The organism is Glaciimonas sp. PAMC28666 (genome assembly GCF_016917355.1).
Taxonomy (GTDB): Bacteria; Pseudomonadota; Gammaproteobacteria; order Burkholderiales; family Burkholderiaceae_D; genus Glaciimonas.
In genome coordinates, this window is the sequence record NZ_CP070304.1 from 4,228,954 (window position 1) to 4,249,262 (window position 20,309).

19 protein-coding genes are annotated in these 20,309 nt (G+C 50.2%); 16 read left to right on the plus strand and 3 right to left on the minus strand.

Features of this window, described 5'->3' with window-relative positions:
• Positions 1-3 precede the first annotated feature (3 nt).
• The 8 genes from bamA (at position 4) to JQN73_RS17990 (ending at position 8,141) form a co-directional block, all read left to right on the plus strand.
• Positions 4-2,391 (plus strand): outer membrane protein assembly factor BamA, encoded by a 2,388-nt coding sequence (gene bamA / locus JQN73_RS17955; RefSeq protein ID WP_205320332.1) that lies wholly within the window; start codon positions 4-6, stop codon positions 2,389-2,391.
• 59 nt (positions 2,392-2,450) lie between these two features.
• Positions 2,451-2,972 carry an OmpH family outer membrane protein gene (locus JQN73_RS17960; protein ID WP_205320333.1) on the plus strand — a complete coding sequence of 174 codons (522 nt, stop codon included), beginning with the start codon at positions 2,451-2,453 and terminating at the stop codon, positions 2,970-2,972.
• A 23-nt stretch (positions 2,973-2,995) separates the two neighbouring features.
• A complete protein-coding gene (gene lpxD / locus JQN73_RS17965; protein WP_205320334.1) occupies positions 2,996-4,057 on the plus strand; it encodes a UDP-3-O-(3-hydroxymyristoyl)glucosamine N-acyltransferase in 1,062 nt (353 codons plus the stop codon).
• The gene (gene fabZ, locus JQN73_RS17970; protein ID WP_205320335.1) at positions 4,044-4,541 is read left to right on the plus strand and encodes a 3-hydroxyacyl-ACP dehydratase FabZ; all 498 of its coding nucleotides are present in this window, start codon (positions 4,044-4,046) and stop codon (positions 4,539-4,541) included. The genes lpxD and fabZ overlap by 14 nt, the downstream gene beginning before the upstream one ends.
• A 5-nt stretch (positions 4,542-4,546) precedes the next feature.
• Complete coding sequence (lpxA, locus tag JQN73_RS17975; RefSeq protein WP_205320336.1) at positions 4,547-5,335, plus strand: acyl-ACP--UDP-N-acetylglucosamine O-acyltransferase; 789 nt, start codon at positions 4,547-4,549, stop codon at positions 5,333-5,335.
• Positions 5,319-6,497 (plus strand): lipid-A-disaccharide synthase, encoded by a 1,179-nt coding sequence (gene lpxB / locus JQN73_RS17980; protein WP_255542191.1) that lies wholly within the window; start codon positions 5,319-5,321, stop codon positions 6,495-6,497. Before lpxA ends, lpxB begins: the two co-directional genes overlap by 17 nt.
• A 229-nt stretch (positions 6,498-6,726) precedes the next feature.
• Complete coding sequence (gene rnhB / locus JQN73_RS17985; RefSeq protein WP_205320338.1) at positions 6,727-7,344, plus strand: ribonuclease HII; 618 nt, start codon at positions 6,727-6,729, stop codon at positions 7,342-7,344.
• Entirely contained in the window at positions 7,341-8,141 is an 801-nt protein-coding gene (locus JQN73_RS17990) for an RNA methyltransferase (RefSeq protein WP_205320339.1), read from the plus strand. The genes rnhB and JQN73_RS17990 overlap by 4 nt, the downstream gene beginning before the upstream one ends.
• A gap of 111 nt (positions 8,142-8,252) precedes the next feature.
• Here the strand turns inward: JQN73_RS17990 and JQN73_RS17995 are convergent, their stop codons facing one another.
• Positions 8,253-9,098 (minus strand): pyruvate, water dikinase regulatory protein, encoded by an 846-nt coding sequence (locus tag JQN73_RS17995; protein WP_205320340.1) that lies wholly within the window; start codon positions 9,096-9,098, stop codon positions 8,253-8,255.
• 304 nt (positions 9,099-9,402) lie between these two features.
• Here JQN73_RS17995 and ppsA point away from each other — a divergent pair, with 304 nt between their 5' ends.
• From ppsA to JQN73_RS18010, 3 genes are all read left to right on the plus strand, one after another.
• A complete protein-coding gene (gene ppsA, locus JQN73_RS18000; protein WP_205323446.1) occupies positions 9,403-11,811 on the plus strand; it encodes a phosphoenolpyruvate synthase in 2,409 nt (802 codons plus the stop codon).
• Between the two features lie 145 nt (positions 11,812-11,956).
• Positions 11,957-12,427, plus strand: coding sequence for an NfeD family protein (locus tag JQN73_RS18005; protein ID WP_205320341.1), 471 nt, complete (start codon positions 11,957-11,959; stop codon positions 12,425-12,427).
• A gap of 15 nt (positions 12,428-12,442) precedes the next feature.
• The gene (locus tag JQN73_RS18010) at positions 12,443-13,369 is read left to right on the plus strand and encodes an SPFH domain-containing protein (protein WP_205320342.1); all 927 of its coding nucleotides are present in this window, start codon (positions 12,443-12,445) and stop codon (positions 13,367-13,369) included.
• 149 nt (positions 13,370-13,518) lie between these two features.
• On the opposite strand, the gene smpB is transcribed toward JQN73_RS18010, so the two are convergent.
• Entirely contained in the window at positions 13,519-13,968 is a 450-nt protein-coding gene (smpB, locus tag JQN73_RS18015; RefSeq protein WP_205320343.1) for an SsrA-binding protein SmpB, read from the minus strand.
• Positions 13,969-14,033: 65 nt separating this feature from the next.
• On the opposite strand from smpB, the gene JQN73_RS18020 reads away from it, so the two are divergent.
• Positions 14,034-14,474, plus strand: a complete 441-nt coding sequence (locus tag JQN73_RS18020; protein ID WP_205320344.1) for a type II toxin-antitoxin system RatA family toxin — start codon at positions 14,034-14,036, stop codon at positions 14,472-14,474.
• 9 nt (positions 14,475-14,483) lie between these two features.
• Positions 14,484-14,852 (plus strand): RnfH family protein, encoded by a 369-nt coding sequence (locus JQN73_RS18025; protein ID WP_205320345.1) that lies wholly within the window; start codon positions 14,484-14,486, stop codon positions 14,850-14,852.
• A gap of 36 nt (positions 14,853-14,888) precedes the next feature.
• Here the strand turns inward: JQN73_RS18025 and JQN73_RS18030 are convergent, their stop codons facing one another.
• Positions 14,889-15,413, minus strand: a complete 525-nt coding sequence (locus JQN73_RS18030; RefSeq protein ID WP_205320346.1) for a DUF4124 domain-containing protein — start codon at positions 15,411-15,413, stop codon at positions 14,889-14,891.
• 181 nt (positions 15,414-15,594) lie between these two features.
• Here JQN73_RS18030 and guaB point away from each other — a divergent pair, with 181 nt between their 5' ends.
• The 3 genes from guaB to JQN73_RS18045 all read left to right on the plus strand — a co-directional run bounded on the left by guaB (position 15,595) and on the right by JQN73_RS18045 (position 19,906).
• Positions 15,595-17,055, plus strand: a complete 1,461-nt coding sequence (gene guaB, locus JQN73_RS18035) for an IMP dehydrogenase (RefSeq protein WP_205320347.1) — start codon at positions 15,595-15,597, stop codon at positions 17,053-17,055.
• Between the two features lie 250 nt (positions 17,056-17,305).
• Complete coding sequence (guaA, locus tag JQN73_RS18040; RefSeq protein WP_205320348.1) at positions 17,306-18,883, plus strand: glutamine-hydrolyzing GMP synthase; 1,578 nt, start codon at positions 17,306-17,308, stop codon at positions 18,881-18,883.
• A gap of 744 nt (positions 18,884-19,627) precedes the next feature.
• Positions 19,628-19,906: a BrnA antitoxin family protein gene (locus JQN73_RS18045; RefSeq protein WP_205320349.1), complete on the plus strand. Its 279-nt coding sequence runs from the start codon at positions 19,628-19,630 to the stop codon at positions 19,904-19,906.
• Positions 19,907-20,309: the final 403 nt, after the last annotated feature.

A 20,309-nucleotide genomic window follows, 5' to 3' on the forward strand; every position in this document is an offset into this window, starting at 1 on the left:
CTAATGAAATTACATTCCCAGCAGTTCCCTTTGTCGATTCTTCCCCGTCGTTTGATCGCTATTGCGGCTTTCGCCATTTGTTCAGGTCAGGCGATGGCTGTGCAGCCATTTGTGATCAAGGATATTCGCGTTGAAGGTATTCAACGGACCGAAGCTGGCACCGTATTCAACTATCTCCCAGTGCACGTAGGAGATACTTTCGACGATGAAAAGGCCACAGCTTCGATCAAAGCACTGTATGCCACTGGCTTCTTTAAAGACGTCAGAGTCGAGTCCGATGGCAATGTGTTAGTGATCATGGTCGAGGAGCGGCCAGCAATTGCTGGTGTTGCGTTCTCTGGAACCAAAGAATTCGATAAAGATCAGCTCACCAAAGCGCTGAAGCAGATCGGCGTCGGCGAGTCGCGGATTTACGATAAAGCGCTGGTAGATCGTGCTGAGCAAGAGTTGAAGCGACAATATTTGTCTCGTGGCTTGTATGGTATGAAAGTCACCACAACGGTCACACCGGTAGAGCGCAATCGCGTCAACATCAACTTCGCCGTGGATGAAGGCGATGTGTCCCGGATCAAGCAAATTAATTTTGTTGGCAATAAAGTTTTTTCGGATAAGCAGTTGCGCGAACAGCTAAATCTGCGCTCGCCAGGTTGGTTCACCTGGTACACCAAGGCTGATCAATATTCCAAGGAAAAGCTGGCGACCGATATTGAGACCTTGCGTTCTTATTATCTGAACCGCGGCTATCTTGAAATGCAGATCGAATCGAGTCAGGTATCGATTACGCCAGACAAAAAAGATATTTACGTGACGTTGAATATTAATGAAGGCGATAAATTTACCGTTTCCGACGTCAAGCTGGAAGGCGAAATGTTTGGTCGTGAAGATGAGCTTAAGTCATTGATTCAACTAAAAAAAGGTGAAGTATTCTCAGGCCAGAAGTTGACGGATACCACCAAGAAAATTTCAGAGCGCCTGGGTAATTTCGGCTATGCATTCGCTAACGTTAATGCCAATCCGATACTGGATCGTGCTAACAAAGAAGTCGCGTTCACGATTATGGTTGACCCAGGTAAACGGGTCTACGTTCGTCACATCAACGTAGCTGGTAACACCAAGACGCGGGACGAAGTCGTTCGTCGCGAGTTCCGTCAATTCGAGGACTCCTGGTATGACGGTTCGAATATTAAATTATCTCGTGACCGCGTCGATCGTCTGGGCTATTTCAAGGATGTAAATATTGAAACGCCGGAAGTCGCGGGTACCACTGATCAAGTTGATGTCAACATGACTGTGACCGAAAAACCGACCGGCAACATCATGGTCGGTGCGGGCTTTTCTCAGGCGGATAAAGTCAGTTTAACTGGTTCGATTCAACAACAAAATGCGTTTGGTAGTGGTAATACGGTCGGTCTGGAAGTAAATACCAGTCATACCAACCGGACTATCGCAGTGTCACAAACCAATCCGTATTTCACCGACGATGGTGTGAGCCGGACTTACGATTTATATCTGCGCACAGTCAGTCCTTCGGTCTACACGCAAGGTGACTATAAAGTTCGTACCCTGGGTAGTGACGTTAAATTTGGTGTTCCTTTCTCGGAACTGGACACTATTTTCTTTGGTATCGGCGTTGAAAATACCAAGGTTTATGCGGACGGTCTAAGCCCAAGTCTTTATCAGCAATATGTTGCCGACTTTGGGAATGGCAGACTTGACCCTACGACAGGATTCCTCACAAATCCAAGCTCTGCAGCCACTACGAGTTTCCCGCTGACTGCCGCCTGGCAACGCGATAGTCGCGATAGTGCCCTTGTCCCGACAAGAGGCCGCTATCAACGGGCTAATCTTGAGGTATCTGCAGTCGGAACCTTACGTTACTACAGAGCAAGTTATCAACATCAATACTTCCAACCGTTGTTTGGAAATGCTGTGACCCTGGCAATGAACGGGGAGGTTGATTATGGCGCGGGGCTGTTTGGGCAGGCTTACCCAGTGTTTAAAAACTATTATGCTGGTGGTATCGGAACCGTACGTGGTTACGAGGCATCAACTTTGGGTTCCAAGGTCGATCAATACGGTGATTCGTTAGGCGGTTCGAAGCGTATATTCGGTAATCTTGAATTGCAATTTCCGTTCCCGGGTTCAGGTAACGACCGCACATTACGCTGGTTTACCTTCCTCGATGGTGGTCAGGTCTTTGCTGACAAGACACCCATGTCATTCAAAGATTTACGTTACTCGACCGGTTTTGGCTTGAGTTGGGTGTCGCCGATTGGACCTCTCAAGTTGAGCTGGGGTATGCCTTTGAATGCTAAAACGCAAATTATCGACGGCGTAAGCGTTTCTGATAAAGTGCAGCATTTCCAGTTCCAGTTAGGCACTGGCTTCTAAGATATGGCACAGTTGTACAAGAATGGCATAATGTTTAATTTGAATAGCGGAGAACGGCTTTGAAGTCTCTTACTACATCATTCGCATCGCTGAAATGGGTTGCGGTCCTGGCTTTTTTTCTCACCTCGACCGCATCGGTTTATGCGCAGGAAGGCTCAAAGATCGCTTTTGTGAGCAACGAGCGTATCTTCCGTGAAGCTGCCCCTGCGAAGGCTGCGGATGCCAAAATTCAGGCAGAGTTTTCCAAGCGCGATAAGGATCTGCAGGATTTGGCAGCCCGACTCAAAGGTATGGCTGACAAACTTGACAAAGACTCTGCAGTTATTCCCGAATCAGATCGGTTAAAGCGTCAGCGCGAATTGGCCGATCTGGACAAGGACTTTCAACGTAAGCAACGCGAGTTCAGAGAAGATTTGAACCAACGTCGTAACGAAGAGTTGGCAATAGTACTGGAGCGAACCAATAAGGTTATCAAGCAAATTGCCGACGCTGAAAATTACGATATCGTCTTTCAGGACGCGGTTTATGCGAATAAACGTATCGACATTACCGATAAAGTGCTGAAGGCACTTAACAAGTAAGCAAATTATTGAATAAGGCCACAATGAGCACTCGGCTGAAACAACTGGTCGAAAGCTTGGGCGGCCAGCTAATTGGCGGTCCAGATATTAAGATATCTGGGATCGCGCCGTTGAATGATGCCACGGCAACGCAGATTACGTTTCTCTCCAATCCCAAGTTCCGAGTCCAGGCAACGCAAAGTCAGGCAGCGGCGATGATATTATCTGCCGCTGACGATGCGGTTGTCAGCGCTAGCTATCTGGGCGCACGTATCGTTGTATCCAATCCCTATGCATATTTCGCGCGGGTTGCCCAATTTTTTGCTGCGCTAAATGCTCCGGTTGTGCCCGCTGGGACACACCGCTCAGCAGTTGTGGACCCATCTGCAAGCGTAGCAGCGACAGCCTTTATTGGTGCTAATGTCGTTATTGAGGCAGATGCGGTGATTGCGGACCACGCGCATATCGACGCTGGATGTGTGATCGGTCGCGCTGCAAAAATAGGTGCGATGACCCGTTTGCACGCGCATGTCACAATATATGCAGGCTGTGAAATCGGCCAGCGCGGTATCATTCACTCTGGAGTCGTCATCGGGGCGGATGGATTCGGCTTTGCAAATGACGCTGGCGTCTGGGTCAAAATTCCACAAACCGGTCGCGTTTTGATCGGGGATGATGTTGAAATAGGTGCCAACACGACTATTGATCGTGGTGCCTTAACCGATACCGTGATCGAAGAAGGGGTCAAACTGGACAATCAGATCCAGATTGCGCATAACTGCCATATTGGCGCCCACACAGCGATTGCTGCGTGTGCCGGCATTGCCGGGAGCGCTACAATCGGGAAATATTGTTCTATCGGTGGTGCGGCCATGATCCACGGCCATATCACCATCGTCGATCATGTACACGTTTCAGCTGGAACGCTGGCGTTACGTTCCATTCTGGAGCCAGGCCAGTACACGGGATTCTATCCAATTGCAAAACACGGCGAGTGGGAAAAATCGGCAGCGTTGGTGCGCAATTTGAGCGCCACGCGAAATAAAATCCGCGCACTCGAAAAATCCATCAAAGAGCTTACAGAAAAAAATAATGAACAGTCTTAATAATGGTCTCAATATCTGCCAGATCAAAGAATACCTACCGCATCGTTACCCGTTGCTGCTGGTTGATCGCGTGCTGAATTGGGAAAGCGGTAAAAAGATTACCGCGATCAAAAATGTCACCATCAATGAAGAGTTTTTTAATGGTCATTTTCCCAATAAGCCGGTCATGCCGGGGGTGCTGACCATTGAGGCGCTGGCGCAAACAGCGGCATTGCTCTCTTTTTTAACCGAAGGCCGCAAGCCGGATGAAAACACAGTCGTGTATTTTCTGGGTATCGATAAGGCGCGCTTCCGTCGCCCAATTGAACCAGGCGACCAGATCAAGCTGGAAGTTGAAATTCTGCGCGTTGTCCGGGGCATCTGGAAGTACAAAGCGATTGCCACCGTAGAGGGAGAGCTGGCCGTCGAGGCTGAGTTTATGTGCACAATGCGGCACGCGGTAACGCCGGAACATGTAGTCACACCAGCCCCTATTTCTGCGTGATATCGATGACTCGAATTCATCCTACTGCAGTTATCGATTCACGTGCGGTGCTTGATAGTACGGTCGAAGTGGGCGCGTATTCGATCATTGGGCCGAATGTCACGATTGATGCAGGCACCAAAGTGGGTCCGCATGTCGTTATTGAGGGTCATACCAGCATTGGTCGCGACAATACATTTTTTCAATTTGGCTCGATCGGTGCGGCCCCCCAGGATAAGAAATATGCTGGCGAACCGACCCGCCTGGAGATTGGCAGCGGTAATACAATCCGAGAGTTTGTCACACTTAATCTTGGCACATCGCAAGACGTTGGCGTAACCAGATTAGGTGACGATAACTGGATCATGGCATACGTTCACGTGGCACACGACTGCCAGATCGGGAGCCATACCGTCATCGCGAATAATGCGACCCTGGCGGGACACGTGCACGTAGGTGACTGGGTCTTGTTGGGTGGATTTACTACGATTCATCAATTTTGCCGGATCGGTGCGCACGCCATGACCGCTTTCACTGCAGCCGTGAGCCAGGACGTACCGCCATTTGTCACCGCAGCCGGCAATCGGGCAGTTCCTGCTGGAATTAATAGCGAAGGCTTAAGGCGTCGCGGTTTTAGCAGCGAACAAGTCATGAGCATCAAGCGCGCCTATCGATTGATTTATCGTTCAGGCTTACCTTTAGAGCAAGCCAAAGCAGCGCTTGCGGCAGAGGAATTAAAGTCACCGGACTCTGCGGAATATGTTCGCATGCTGCGGGACTTCATCGGCACATCCCAACGTGGCATTATTCGCTAACGTGTCGGGCACCCCACCTGTTTCGATCGCAATGGTCGCTGGCGAAACCTCCGGCGACCTGTTAGCGAGTTGTTTGCTGTCCGGCTTACGGCCGCGGCTACCTGATGCCTCTATATATGGCATTGGTGGTCCGAAAATGGCGGATTATGGCTTCGTAAGTCATTGGGCGATGGATAAGCTGGCAGTCAACGGTTTGTTCGAAGTGCTCGCGCATTATCGTGAACTCAAAGGTATTCAGGTCGCTTTGCGTGACCGCTTGCTGATTGAAAAGCCAGACATCTTCATTGGCGTGGACGCTCCCGATTTTAATTTTGGGCTTGAAACCCAACTCAATCAGGCAGGCATTCCTACAGTCCACTTTATCGGCCCATCTATCTGGGCGTGGCGCGGCGGCCGTATCAAGAAAATCGCACGCTCCGGGTCCCACATGCTGGTGATATTCCCGTTCGAGGAAGACATTTATCGTGAGGCCGGAATACCGGCAACGTATGTCGGTCATCCGCTTGCGCAAGTCATCCCGATGGTGCCGGACGTTGCTTCTGCGCGTGCTGCGTTGGGCTTGTCCACCACCGCCACCGTGGTGGCAATCTTACCTGGCAGCCGACTGTCGGAACTGCGATACAACACCGCCAGTTTTGTCGGGGCCGCAAAATTGTTGGCATCGCGCGATAAAAATATCCGCTTTATCGCACCGATGGCTGGACCCAAACAGCGCGCCTTGTTTGTCGAATTGATCAAAGAAGCCGGGCTGCAGGACGTCGAGATCCAGGTACTCGATGGGCGCTCGCACGTGGCAATGGAAGCGGCGGATGCGGTTCTGGTTGCCTCCGGGACGGCCTCGCTGGAAGTAGCGCTTTACAAAAAACCGATGGTAATTGCCTACAAGATGATGCGCGCCACCTGGGAAATTTTGCGTCATATGAGTTATCAGCCGTGGATCGGCTTACCGAACATATTGGCCCGAGAATTCCTGGTACCCGAATTGTTACAACATGCAGCAACGCCGCAAAAACTGGCTGATGCGCTATGGGAGCAATTACAGGACATTCCACATCGAGAGAAGCTGCGTGAGCGATTCACTCTGATGCACCTTTCGTTATTACGTGACACCGCGAACGAGAGCGCGTTAGCAGTATTAAAGGTTATTGATCAACGCCGATGATGCTGTATTTGTCTGAACAGCGTTTGACGCTTGCTGAGAGTTACGAGTTACGAGTTACGATTTGCGCATGGCAACACCGCACGTATAAATTCGAAGATTGGTCGCCTTAAGTTGTAAGATGCAAACGGGTGGTTATTTTTTTTAACCGCATATTTAGACGCGTCTTAGACGTATATTTATCGCCGATGGCGATATTGGTTCATTTTTATTTAGATAGCTGGGCATTACTTTGAAATCCTTCGAAATTGATCTGCCCTTATTCGATTATGTGTATCCGAACGATATCGTTTGCGGGGTTGATGAGGCAGGTCGTGGCCCGCTCGCCGGACCGGTCTTTGCGGCTGCTGTCATACTTGACCCTTCACGCCCGATTATCGGCCTGCGAGACTCAAAGAAGCTGACCGCCGAACGACGCGAGTTATTGGCAGTGCAAATTAAAGAGTGTGCGTTAGCATGGTCAATTGCGGAATGCTCCGAGGAGGAAATCGATAACTTGAATATTTTGCAGGCCAGCATGTTGGCGATGAAACGCGCGGTCGAAGGGCTATCAATGTTACCCACGCTTGCGCTGATCGATGGCAATCGCTGTCCTGTCATGATTGTTCGGGCAGAAGCGATTGTGAAGGGGGATGACAAAGTACAAGCGATATCCGCCGCGTCGATCCTTGCCAAGACTGCCCGGGATGCGGCATTGCATATTTTGCATGCGCAGTATCCGCTTTACGCATTCGATCAACATAAGGGCTACCCGACTGCGTTGCACATGGAGCGGCTAAGATTGCATGGTGTCTCCCCGGTCCATCGTAAATCGTATGCACCGGTGCGTGCGATGTTGGCAGAACTATGAAACTCATTACTTCCCCTTACAATTCCTTGTACAAGGAACTGAAACTACTGGCAACCCGCTCCCAAACCCGCCGTAAGCTGGGTAAATCCATTTTGGAAGGGATTCATTTGACCGAATCCTATCTTCAACATTTTGGATTTCCGGCATTATGTGTTGCCAGTGAAAGCGCGCTATTGCATCCCGAAGCGGCGGCTATCATCGCGCGCTGTGAATCGAGCGTTGAATCGGGCGGCGTTGAGTGTGTTGCTTTTTCAGATGCGCAGTTCAATATTCTTAGCCAGGTGGAAAACGGGGTAGGTCTGTTATTCGTCATTGATACGCCGCAATTTGCCGTGCCGGAAGCAATCACACAATCTGCAGTATTACTCGACAACTTGCAAGACCCAGGTAATCTCGGCTCGATTTTACGTAGCGCCGCTGCTGCCGGTATCAAACAGATTTATTGCTCGTCCGGGACCGTCTACGCATGGTCACCCAAGGTGCTACGCGCTGCCATGGGCGCGCATTTCTTGCTTCAGATTTTTGAGAACGTTGATTTGTCGGCGATTGTCGGCGCGGCGCAGATACCTGTTCTCGCAACCAGCTCCTATGCCCAAAAGAGCATCTTTCAGGCCGATTTGAAAACCCCGATAGCATGGTTATTCGGCCATGAGGGACAGGGCGTTGCTGACGATTTATTGGCAAAATCCAGTATGCAAGTCGTGATTCCGCACTTGGGGCAAATGGAGTCGTTAAATGTGGCCGCCGCAGCCGCTATTTGCTTTTTTGAACAAGTGCGGCAATCGCAGCCCGAGTAAATCCTTCAGGCCGGTATTTATGCGGACCGATTTTGAGGTCGGCATAACGCTACCTTGAACGATAGCGCCATTATGGCGCTCTTGGGATGGTCCAACTGGGCCATTCGTTGGCTAGCCATCGATTTCCGTTTTGATTTCTTGCAGGATCGTCGCAGCGATCTCTTCGATCGACTTGGTAGTCGAAGACATCCAGCGGATACCTTCGCGCCGCATCATTGCCTCAGCCTCATTAATCTCATAGCGACAATTTGCGAGCGCGGCATATTTGCTGCCAGGCAATCGTTCGTTACGAATTTCGGACAGGCGCTCTGGCAAAATCGTGAGTCCAAAGATCTTCTGTTTGAAGGGCAAGAGGCCGCTCGGCAATTTTTCCCGGACAAAATCCTCCGGGATCAATGGGTAGTTCGCCGCTTTAATGCCATATTGCATCGCCAGATACAAGCTTGTCGGTGTTTTCCCTGAGCGCGATACACCCACCAGAATAACGTTCGCATCGGCCAGATTTTTATTCGATTGTCCGTCGTCATGCGCCAGCGAAAAATTAATGGCTTCGATCCGGTTCTTGTATTCCTCTGAATTCGCGGTGTTATGGCTGCGACCGACGGTATGCGTCGATTTGATTCCCAACTCTTTTTCTAACGGCTTTACGAAGGTCTGAATTAGATCCATATGCATTGCCTTGGCTTGCTGGATGACTTTCGACAGGTCTGTTTTCACCAGCGTCGAAAAGACAATTGGTAATTTACCATCCGCCGTAAATGCTTCATTAACGCGGCGCGTAGCTTCATACGCTTTGTCCAAGGTATCGATAAACGGAAGTCGCACTTGTTTAAAGCGTAGTTCGAACTGCGTCAGAACCGAATGCCCGAACGTTTCGGCGGTAATTCCGGTACCGTCGGAAACAAAAAAAACGGTGCGATTGGCGGCTGGCAGTGGAAGCGCTGGAGCGTCTGACATAGTATGTAAAGGAAAATGAGGTTAAAAAGAGTGGTGATCGCGCTAAATCGACATGCTATTCATCACGACAGAGTACATGATAAAAGCCCAAGGCAGAAGTTAGCCTTATCATCAATTTATTGATAGCTGGCACATTCTGTTACGAGTCTAGTTCTCACTTTAGTTGCGAATTGACATAAAATGACGGCCAACGGATAAATTAAAGCGCGATCTGCCAAAGCCGAATAAAAGAGAATGGTTGCGTGAAAGCACTTAAAGATTTCTTATCATCAAACTAGAGGTTGTTATGTCTAATGCAATACAGATGGGCGCTGCTCAGGGAGCGGCTTACGTTGTTCCCTTTGAAAATCTCCGAATGACGGATGTTGATTCCGTTGGCGGCAAAAATTCATCGCTGGGCGAAATGATTAGCCAGCTTGCATCGGCGGGAGTGCGGGTTCCGGGTGGTTTTGCTACCACGGCTCAAGCTTTCCGTGATTTTCTTTCCTATAGTGCTAACGGCGGTCTTTCGTTGGCGCAACGCATTGCCGATCGTCTCGAAACGCTAGATGTCGAAGACGTGCGCGCTTTGGCGCTGGCCGGTGCGGAAATTCGTGAGTGGATTGTCGCTACACCGTTTCAGCCACAGCTAGAAAAAGACATTCAGGAGTCGTACCAGCGTCTGGTGGCCGATTCGTCCAGCGAGATGTCGTTTGCTGTGCGCTCGTCAGCCACGGCGGAAGACTTGCCGGACGCATCGTTTGCGGGCCAGCAAGAAACTTTCCTGAACGTGGTCGGTATCGAAAACATACTCGAAGCCATGAAGCATGTGTTCGCATCGCTGTATAACGACCGCGCTATTTCATATCGCGTCCACAAAGGTTTCACCCACGCTGAAGTCGCACTGTCTGCGGGTGTGCAACGGATGGTGCGCTCGGATCTGGGTGCCGCTGGTGTGATGTTTACGCTCGATACCGAATCTGGCTTCAAAGACGTTGTGTTCATTACCTCAAGCTACGGTTTGGGCGAAACAGTGGTGCAGGGCGCAGTCAATCCAGACGAGTTCTACGTCCATAAACCGATGCTGGAAAAAGGCAAACTGCCGATAATCCGTCGCAATATCGGCTCCAAGCTGATAAAAATGGAATTCACCGGCGAGGCAAAAGCTGGCCGTTCCGTGCGTACCGTTGACGTGCCAATTGAAATGCGTAATCGTTATTCGCTGAACGATGCCGAAATCGTCGAGTTGGCCAAGTACGCCACCATTATCGAGAAGCACTACGAGCGTCCAATGGATATCGAGTGGGGCAAAGACGGTCGCGACGGCAAGATTTATATTTTGCAAGCGCGCCCGGAAACTGTAAAGTCTCAAGAAAAGCCATCGGATGCGCAACAGCGCTTCAAGCTCAAAGGTAGCAGCAACGTCTTGGCGACAGGCCGTGCTATCGGCCAAAAAATCGGCGCTGGTCCGGTTCGTGTGATTCATGACGCGGCTGACATGGAGCGTGTGCAACCGGGCGACGTATTGGTCGCTGACATGACTGACCCTAACTGGGAACCGGTTATGAAGCGCGCAGCGGCGATTGTTACCAATCGTGGTGGTCGTACCTGCCACGCGGCGATTATTGCGCGTGAACTGGGCGTCCCGGCCGTCGTAGGCTGCGGTGATGCAACAGATGTTCTGGTTGATGGTACTTTTGTGACAGTGTCTTGTGCTGAAGGCGACGAAGGCAAGATCTATGACGGTCTGCTGGAAACTGAAGTGACCGAAGTGGAGCGCGGCGAACTGCCGGAATTGCCATTGAAAATTATGTTGAACGTCGGTAACCCACAGTTGGCTTTTGACTTTCAGTCGATTCCAAACTGCGGCGTTGGGCTGGCGCGTCTCGAGTTCATCATCAACAACAACATCGGCGTACATCCCCGGGCTATTCTTGAATATCCGAATATTGACGCCGATTTGAAGAAAGCGGTCGAATCGGTAGCGCGTGGTCACGCTTCGCCTAGAGCTTTTTATGTCGACAAACTTGCTGAAGGTATTGCGACTATCGCTGCTGCATTCTGGCCTAAGACCGTCATCGTTCGCTTATCGGACTTTAAGTCGAACGAGTACAAGAAATTAATCGGCGGTTCACGTTACGAACCGGATGAAGAGAATCCGATGTTAGGATTCCGCGGCGCCGCACGTTACCTGTCCAAGGATTTTGCGGAAGCATTTGAAATGGAATGCCAGGCGATGAAACGCGTGCGCGAAGACATGGGCCTGACCAACGTTGAAATCATGGTCCCGTTTGTGCGCACACTTGGCCAGGCTGAAAAAGTCATCGGCTTATTAGGCAAAAATGGCCTGGTGCGCGGCGAAAATGGTCTGCGCGTTATCATGATGTGCGAAGTACCTTCAAATGCTATTCTGGCGGATGAATTCCTGGAGTATTTCGATGGTTTCTCAATCGGTTCGAACGATCTGACCCAGCTCACTCTGGGCCTTGATCGTGATTCCGGGATGGAACTGTTGGCTGCTGACTTTGACGAACGTGATCCTGCGATTAAAGTCTTGTTGAGCAAGGTAATAGCCACTTGTCTGGCAAAGGGCAAGTATGTTGGTATCTGCGGTCAAGGTCCTTCCGATCACCCTGACTTTGCCGAATGGCTGATGAAGGAAGGTATTGAGTCGATGTCTCTCAATCCTGACACTGTGATCGATACCTGGAAGAATCTGGCTGCAGCGCAATAAGTGTCCGTATCAAGCTTGAATTTCAGGCTTGAAGGGGTTCTGTAGTCAGGTTTTTAATTGGATTATTTTTACAAGAATGCGAGCAAAATGCTCGCATTTTTTTTTGTGCGTTAAACTATTACAAATAATTGCAAGGGAGTAATTTATGTTGCCATGGATAGGGTGGTTACTGTTAGGCGGCGGCCTGGTATTGGCTGAGCTATTTACCGGCACCTTTTACTTATTGATGATCGCCATCGGTATGGCTGCCGGTGCGCTAACAGCCTGGTTGGGTGCGGGTCTGGAGTGGCAGTTTGTGGTTGCGGCAATTGTATCGGTTGCGGGCACTATTGTCGTGCGCAGAAGTCAATTCGGTAAGCGCGAAAAGGTCGACTCTGCCAAGGATCGTAACGTCAATCTGGATATTGGGCAGCCAATTAATATCGATAAATGGGCACAGGAAAATATTGGCGCAGATGTCGCCAATGCCGGATTTTATACAGCACGAGTTAAATATCGTGGTGCGTTGTGGGATGTTGAATTGGCCTCCGGAGAAGTAGCGCATTCCGGGCAATTCTATATTCAGGAAATACGTGGCAGTCGCTTAATCGTGGCGGGTCATTCAAATAAACAATAGAGGAAGGGATTTACTATGTTCCAGGGCGTAACGTTAGTCATATTTTTCATCGCCATCGTATTTGTGATGAAAACGGTCAAAGTCGTTCCGCAACAACACGCGTGGGTTGTTGAGCGCTTGGGGAAATATCATGCAACTCTCGGGCCTGGACTCAGTATTGTGCTGCCGTTCATTGATCGCGTTGCCTACAAGCATATTCTGAAAGAAATCCCTCTTGATGTTCCACCGCAAGTGTGTATCACGCGTGATAACACGCAGTTGCAAGTTGATGGCGTTCTTTATTTTCAGATCACCGACCCGATGCGCGCATCGTATGGCTCATCCAACTACCTCGCTGCAATTACGCAATTGGCGCAAACTACCTTGCGCTCGGTAATCGGTAAAATGGAGCTCGACAAAACATTCGAAGAGCGCGATCACATTAACACCACGATCGTGAATGCGATTGACGAATCGGCAGCTAATTGGGGCGTAAAAGTATTACGCTACGAGATCAAGGATTTGACGCCACCAAAAGAAATTTTGCATGCGATGCAGGCTCAAATTACGGCTGAGCGTGAGAAGCGGGCATTGATTGCGGCTTCCGAAGGGCGCAAGCAGGAGCAAATTAATATTGCTACTGGCGAGCGCGAAGCGTCGATTGCGAAATCGGAGGGCGAAAAGCAGGCGTCAATTAATCGCGCAGAAGGGCAAGCCGCAGCGATTCTTTCGATTGCGCAGGCAAGTGCCGAGGCCATTCGTAAAACAGCCGCTGCCTTGCAAGAGCCTGGTGGAACCGATGCCGCGAACCTGAAAGTGGCTGAGCAATACGTCGCTGCATTTAGCCAACTGGCGAAAACGAATAACGCCATTATCATCCCATCGAATTTGGGCGATATCGGTGGCTTGATCAGTACCGCGATGCAAGTAGTCAAGTCTCAGGGAGGCGTCAAAAACCTTTAATGTGTGCGAATAATGTCCTGTTCAAGCGCGGAATCTGGTCGAGCCTAAAGTAGACGCAAAATATAATAGCGCCAGCAAAATCAATTGCTGGCGCTATTGTCATTTCGGGCCGCGATGGTGATCGGCGCCGTCCTCAGAGGAACAGATTATCAGCGACGGTGTTGTTTCATCGCACTTTGAACTTCCCGCTCGCCGTCACGCTGTCTTTCCGTATCGCGCTTGTCATGTTGCTTTTTACCTTTGCCAATTCCTATTTCACATTTGACGCGGCCGCCTTTGTAATGCAAATTCAGCGGTATCATCGTGAAGCCCGAACGCTCGACTTTAATAATCAGTCTTTTGATTTCTTCGGCATGCAAAAGCAGTTTTCGGGTCCGCACAGCTTCTGGATGGACGTGCGTAGAGGCACTCAGCAAAGCGCTGATATGCGCGCCGAACAGATATATTTCACCGTCGCGAATAATTACGTAGGCTTCTTTTAGCTGAGCGCGCCCGGCACGGATTGCTTTTACTTCCCAGCCATGGAGCACCATGCCGGCTTCGAAACGCTCTTCAATGAAGTAATCGTGAAAAGCTTTTTTGTTGTCAATAATACTCATGTAGTCAAGAATGGGGCAGGTCGGTTAAAATTTCAAGTTGTGATTCTATCAAATGGTTGAAGCTTATGGCGGTTGTACATAAAACGGTATTGTTGGGATATAGCGCAGAACAAATGTTCGCGCTTGTCGAGCGCGTGGAAGATTATCCACTATTCCTGCCCTGGTGCGGCGGTGTCGAGGTGCGCGAGCGAGGCGACAACAAACTGATCGCGACCCTCAACATACACTATCATGGCATCAAGCAGTCGTTTACCACTGAAAATATCAATAACGCCCCAGTCGCGATGCAAATGCGGTTGGTGGAAGGACCTTTCAAGCATCTTGACGGCACCTGGACCTTTAAGTCTTTGCGGGCAGATGCATGCAAGATCGAATTCGATCTGCATTACGAATTTTCAAATAAAATTTTGGACAAGCTGATTGGTCCGGTGTTCAGTATGATCGCAAATAGTTTTGTCGACTCGTTTTGTAAGCGTGCTGAGACTGTCTACGGCAATAATCCTTGAGATCCATGAATGACGACTAACTCGCATGACAACAATTCCAGCGCTGTCAAACCCTGCGACGATTTCGCCGCAGTGAGCGCTGATATCCCGCCTCACTTGGTGCGCGTTCAAGTTTGTTACGGCACCCTTGCCGCCCAACCCATTTATGCCGTGACAGTCCCCGCAGGCACGCTGTTACGCGATGCCGTTGCACTCAGCGGCCTGCTGGAAGCATTTCCTGAAATTGACCTGAACAAGTGTCGTGTTGGTATTTTCGGCAAGCTAAAAACATTAGATACCGTTGTCCGTGATCTTGACAGAGTGGAGATTTATCGCGGCTTGACGGCTGATCCCATGGAATCAAGACGAAAACGCGCCATTAAGAAATCGCAAGATTAGAGGTCAGTTTTTTCGGACCCTGACAGCGGACGCAGATTATTTGCACTCGTCCAATACTTGTTGGTTGTCGCGCGCCGCCTGGCCGCGTTGATTGTCGTCTAAAAAAGCGCGCTGTCCATTTTTGTCCGCCTGCGCGATGCGTTGACCGGAACTGAGGGTGCGCTGAAAGGCGCGGGCGCTGTCGCAGGCTTTGGTTTTGGTCGCCGCATTTTTGGCACTATCGGCCAATTTCTTGTCTTTTTCAGCTTGGTCAGTTTTACGTTTATTGAAAGCCGCATTTTTTTCGGCAAGCGTAGTGGGCGCTTTGTCCACGTCTGACGCGGCGTTCTCACCATTGGTCGCCGTTGGCGTTGGACCAGCCTCGGAAGATGGAACGGAAAAACTCCCCGGCATCTTCAAAATACGTTTGACCGGCACTGAGACGGGCGGTGGCATGTCGGAATACTGTTTGATCCCCGTTTCATCAAGCCAGACATATTGCGCTAACGCGGCGCTCGCAACACTGAACAGGCACAGCGTCGTTGCAGCGATAACCAGATGTTTCATACGAAGTTGGTTCATTTCAGTCCTAAAAGCAGGTAAATGCCATCAATCAGATCAGTGCCTGATTTCGCCATGCTTTGACTCATATGTCAATCGGGCGACAATGCTCGATTTCAAATAGTTCTTCTAAAAAGCGCTACACAGGCGACGAGTTGTTAAGATTTCTGTATAATTCGGTTTTGCGCCTATAGGAAAAGCTATGCGTCTTGTTCAAAATGCACTCACATTCGATGACGTGCTGTTGGTTCCGGCTTATTCGGACGTACTTCCCAAAGATACTACCCTTAAGACACGTTTGACGCGCAACATCACGTTGAACATACCCCTATTGTCAGCGGCAATGGACACGGTTACCGAGGCACGCCTCGCTATCGCCATGGCCCAAGAGGGCGGTATTGGTATCATCCATAAAAATCTGACAGCGCAAGAGCAAGCGCGCGAAGTCGCCAAGGTCAAACGTTTTGAGTCGGGCGTGGTGCGCGATCCCATTACGATTCCACCCACCATGCTTATTCGTGACGTTATTGCGTTGTCTGAACAGCATGGTATCAGCGGTTTTCCGGTAGTCGAAGGTAAAAGCCTGGTTGGTGTGATTACTAACCGCGATTTGCGTTTCGAGGAAGAACTTGACGCGGAAGTACGCGCCAAAATGACGCCTCGTGAAAGACTGGTCTACGTCAAGGACGGTGCCGATCTGAGCGAAGCCAAGCGCCTCATGAATAAACACCGCCTTGAGCGTGTCATGGTGGTCAATGACGCATTTGAGTTGCGTGGTTTAATCACCGTTAAAGACATTCAAAAATCCACGACACATCCGTTGGCATCCAAAGATGAGCACGGTAAGCTGCGCGTTGGTGCAGCTGTGGGTGTAGGCGTTGATAACGAAGAACGTATTGCCATGCTGGTCAAGGCAGGCGTTGACGTTATCGTGGTCGACACCGCACACGGTCATTCAAAGGGCGTGCTGGATCGCGTCAGATGGGTCAAACAAAACTTTCCCGGCGTTGACGTTATTGGCGGCAATATCGCCACTGCCGCAGCAGCATTGGCATTGGTGGAACACGGTGCCGATGGCGTTAAAGTCGGCATTGGGCCAGGTTCGATTTGCACCACCCGTATTGTGGCCGGCGTTGGCGTACCGCAAATTTCGGCCATTGCAAACGTCGCCGCAGCCCTCAAAGGGACGGGCGTACCTGTGATTGCTGATGGTGGCGTGCGTTTCTCTGGCGATATTGCCAAAGCGTTAGCCGCCGGCGCATCAACTGTGATGATGGGCAGCATGTTTGCCGGCACTGAAGAAGCGCCGGGCGAAGTCATTCTGTTTCAGGGTCGTAGTTACAAATCGTATCGCGGCATGGGTAGCCTGGGCGCGATGTCGGATGGCTCTGCTGATCGCTATTTTCAAGACTCAGCAAGCAAGGCCGATAAGTTTGTCCCTGAAGGCATTGAAGGGCGCGTACCTTACAAAGGTAGCGTCCTCACGATCCTGTATCAGATGATCGGTGGCGTTCGTTCCTCGATGGGCTATTGTGGTTGTGCGACCATTGAAGACTTGCAAAGTAAGGCTGAATTCGTGCAAATCACCTCAGCCGGTATGCGCGAGTCGCACGTACATGATGTGCAGATCACCAAGGAAGCGCCGAACTATCGGACTGAGTAATCAGCTTTCCGGTGATGGGTGTCGCAACTGAGCGATGTGATAACTGAAGTGCGGTCTGTGAACTTCGCGCCACGTGTGGTTTTACCGCACGTGGCGCTTGTGGTTTTGGCGTGAGCAGATGTGCTTGCTGCCGTTTGCCGGAGCTCTGTTCGTCGTCAGCTCAAGTATTTCGTTCGTGGTTGTAGTTACAGATGTTGTCGTTCCAGATTCGGATTTACATTTTATTTTTTACGCTATTTAGGCGCACATCATGCACTCAAAAATACTCATTATCGATTTCGGTTCCCAAGTTACTCAGCTGATTGCACGTCGCGTGCGTGATGCCGGCGTATTTTCCGAAGTGTATCCTTACGACGTATCGGACGAATTCATTCGCAACTACGGGGCCGCTGGGGTCATCCTGTCCGGTGGACAGAATAGCGTCACCGAAGGTGATACCCCACGCGTGCCGCAAGCGGTATTTGAATTGGGCGTGCCGGTGTTCGGTATTTGTTACGGCATGCAAGCCATGGCCGAACAACTTGGCGGCAAGGTCGAAATGGGTAAAGTACGCGAATTCGGTTACGCCGAGGTGCGCGCACGCGGACATACGGCGTTATTAAAAGATATCAGCGATTTCGTCACACCGGACGGACACGGGATGTTGAAAGTATGGATGAGCCATGGCGACAAAGTGGATCAAATGCCGCCCGGCTTTAAGTTGATGGCATCGACCACGAACTGCCCGATTGCCGGCATAGCCGACGAAGAACGTCAGTTTTACGGGGTGCAGTTCCACCCGGAAGTGACGCACACTGACCAGGGCGAAGCTATTCTCAAGCGTTTCGTCGTCGATATTTGTGGCTGCAAACCTGACTGGAACATGCCCGACTACATCGCCGAAGCGGTGGAATCAATCCGCAAACAAGTTGGCACCGATGAGGTTATTCTCGGTTTATCAGGCGGCGTCGATAGTAGTGTCGCAGCAGCCCTGATTCATCGCGCCATCGGCGATCAATTAACCTGTGTATTTGTCGATCACGGCTTGCTGCGTCTCGATGAAGGCAACATGGTGATGGAAATGTTCGCCGAAAATCTTGGCGTCAAAGTCATTCGTGTGGATGCCACCGATCAGTTTATGGGACATCTCGCAGGCGTCACTGATCCGGAAGCCAAACGCAAAATTATCGGCCGTGAATTCGTCGAAGTTTTCCAGGTCGAATCAGCCAGATTGAAAAACGCTAAATGGCTAGCACAAGGGACAATTTATCCCGATGTCATCGAAAGCGCTGGCAAGGGCAAAAAAGGCGCCACCATCAAGAGTCATCACAATGTTGGCGGCCTCCCAGAAACATTGAATCTGAAGTTACTTGAACCGCTACGGGAACTCTTCAAAGACGAAGTTCGCAAACTAGGTGTCGCATTAGGCCTGCCGCATGCGATGGTATACCGTCATCCGTTCCCCGGCCCAGGCTTAGGCGTGCGCATTTTGGGTGAAGTCAAAAAAGAATTCGCCGATTTGTTACGTCGTGCGGATGCGATTTTTATCGACGAATTGCGGAATACCAAAGACGAAAGCGGTGAATCCTGGTACGACAAAACCAGTCAGGCGTTCGCCGTATTTTTACCGGTTAAGTCGGTGGGCGTAATGGGCGATGGTCGTACTTATGAATACGTTGTGGCATTGCGCGCCGTACAGACCCAAGACTTCATGACAGCGCACTGGGCACACCTGCCGTACGAACTTTTAGGGCGTGTATCCAATCGCATCATCAATGAAGTGCGGGGAATAAACCGGGTTGTCTACGACATTTCCGGAAAGCCTCCGGCGACGATTGAATGGGAATGATTTGAACGTTAGTAGACGGTAGTAAACGGTAGTATCAAACAGCACTAAACCCCTCAAAGCCCGCCCTATAGCGGGCTTTGTCGTTGGGGCACGTATACGTTGGTATCGGTTTGAAGTGGCAAGTAAACCTTTTTGGTGGATTGGGTAACGGTATTCTTTCGGTTAATGCCATGGGTTCGTATTTTTGACTAATTCCTTGTATCAAAATTCAATGGCGACGCAAAAAAAGGTGGAGTTGGTCATGGATGTGCTCGAATGTCGGGCAGCACTTTTGCAACCATTGACGTCTTCGTTGAGAGTATTGCTCTTTTCCGGAATGCGGAGGTAGCCGTTAGGTTCGAGCGCAGGATCACTGCCGCTTACATGACCTGATGCAAAATGCTGGAGGGTTTAAAAATGGCATATGAAACCTTTTAGATACCGGATTGATTTTTTATTAACGTAGCTACAAATATTAATTGATCTAAATAATATTCATAACTACAATAATTGAATCGAAACAACATTCGCCCCTATCAAAGATGCCGTAAATGTAGACAGACATGGCACCTCGCTGGCGGATCCAGCAAAATGGACCGGGGATTTGCGTTGATATGGAAAGATGCGCGAAATAACTACGGGCGTCGCGTCAATGATGTTGGGCAGAGTTAGACGGTCGCATCTATAGCGCGTCATTTGTAGATCGACCGGAAGGTCGCCGAGTGATCAGCCTGAGAAAGGCAAATCTGCGAGAGGTGAAATACTATGACGGACAAACGTAAAATTATTTATCCGTCAGCGGAGGAAGACCCTGCAATTACGGCGGCCGCATTATCCGATTCCGACAATCTGCCTTGGACTGATGTGCAATTAGCGGAGCTTAAACCTGTGCGGGTACGTGGTCGTCCTTTCGGAAGTGGCACGAAAGAGCAAATAACTATGCGCCTGGATGCTGATATTGTTGACGCGTTGAAGCGTGAAGGAGATGGCTGGCAAACCAAAATGAACGGCGCATTGCGTGAGTGGTTGCAGGCGCATCGATAACCTCGGTAACAGTAGTATCAAATAACACTAAATTCCAAAAAGCCCGCCCTGCAGCGGGCTTTGACGTTGTGGAAGCGCGAAGTCGATTGATGTAAGCATTTTTTCGTCGCCACGGCATGGTCGACTTTCTGCGTCTGCGCTTAACGACTGGCGCAAAATGGTTGGCGCGAGATCGATGGGATTACAAACCGATCTGGCCGATACGGCGAGGTCGGATAATCGTACACCTTCAGGCTGTTAGCGGCAGTATCGAAAAAAACGCAAAGAAAAATAACTATTAAACAATTTTAGTAGTCGCATTTTGTCAATACCCCCCTGATCCCGCCTCAGCAAGCCATTTCCCAAGCTGGTTAACGCCGCAGTGCGGTCGAAATGACGACACCCAACCTCAATCCTAAAATTT

Bases quoted from the DNA above. Each gene is read 5' to 3' on its own strand.
- bamA (WP_205320332.1), top strand. From the start codon at position 4: ATGAAATTACATTCCCAGCAGTTCCCTTTGTCGATTCTTCCCCGTCGT.
- lpxD (WP_205320334.1), top strand. From the start codon at position 2,996: ATGAGCACTCGGCTGAAACAACTGGTCGAAAGCTTGGGCGGCCAGCTA.
- fabZ (WP_205320335.1), top strand. From the start codon at position 4,044: ATGAACAGTCTTAATAATGGTCTCAATATCTGCCAGATCAAAGAATAC.
- lpxA (WP_205320336.1), top strand. From the start codon at position 4,547: ATGACTCGAATTCATCCTACTGCAGTTATCGATTCACGTGCGGTGCTT.
- JQN73_RS17990 (WP_205320339.1), top strand. From the start codon at position 7,341: ATGAAACTCATTACTTCCCCTTACAATTCCTTGTACAAGGAACTGAAA.
- JQN73_RS17995 (WP_205320340.1), bottom strand. From the start codon at position 9,098: ATGTCAGACGCTCCAGCGCTTCCACTGCCAGCCGCCAATCGCACCGTT.
- ppsA (WP_205323446.1), top strand. From the start codon at position 9,403: ATGGGCGCTGCTCAGGGAGCGGCTTACGTTGTTCCCTTTGAAAATCTC.
- JQN73_RS18005 (WP_205320341.1), top strand. From the start codon at position 11,957: ATGTTGCCATGGATAGGGTGGTTACTGTTAGGCGGCGGCCTGGTATTG.
- JQN73_RS18010 (WP_205320342.1), top strand. From the start codon at position 12,443: ATGTTCCAGGGCGTAACGTTAGTCATATTTTTCATCGCCATCGTATTT.
- smpB (WP_205320343.1), bottom strand. From the start codon at position 13,968: ATGAGTATTATTGACAACAAAAAAGCTTTTCACGATTACTTCATTGAA.
- JQN73_RS18020 (WP_205320344.1), top strand. From the start codon at position 14,034: ATGGCGGTTGTACATAAAACGGTATTGTTGGGATATAGCGCAGAACAA.
- JQN73_RS18025 (WP_205320345.1), top strand. From the start codon at position 14,484: ATGACGACTAACTCGCATGACAACAATTCCAGCGCTGTCAAACCCTGC.
- JQN73_RS18030 (WP_205320346.1), bottom strand. From the start codon at position 15,413: ATGAACCAACTTCGTATGAAACATCTGGTTATCGCTGCAACGACGCTG.
- guaB (WP_205320347.1), top strand. From the start codon at position 15,595: ATGCGTCTTGTTCAAAATGCACTCACATTCGATGACGTGCTGTTGGTT.
- guaA (WP_205320348.1), top strand. From the start codon at position 17,306: ATGCACTCAAAAATACTCATTATCGATTTCGGTTCCCAAGTTACTCAG.
- JQN73_RS18045 (WP_205320349.1), top strand. From the start codon at position 19,628: ATGACGGACAAACGTAAAATTATTTATCCGTCAGCGGAGGAAGACCCT.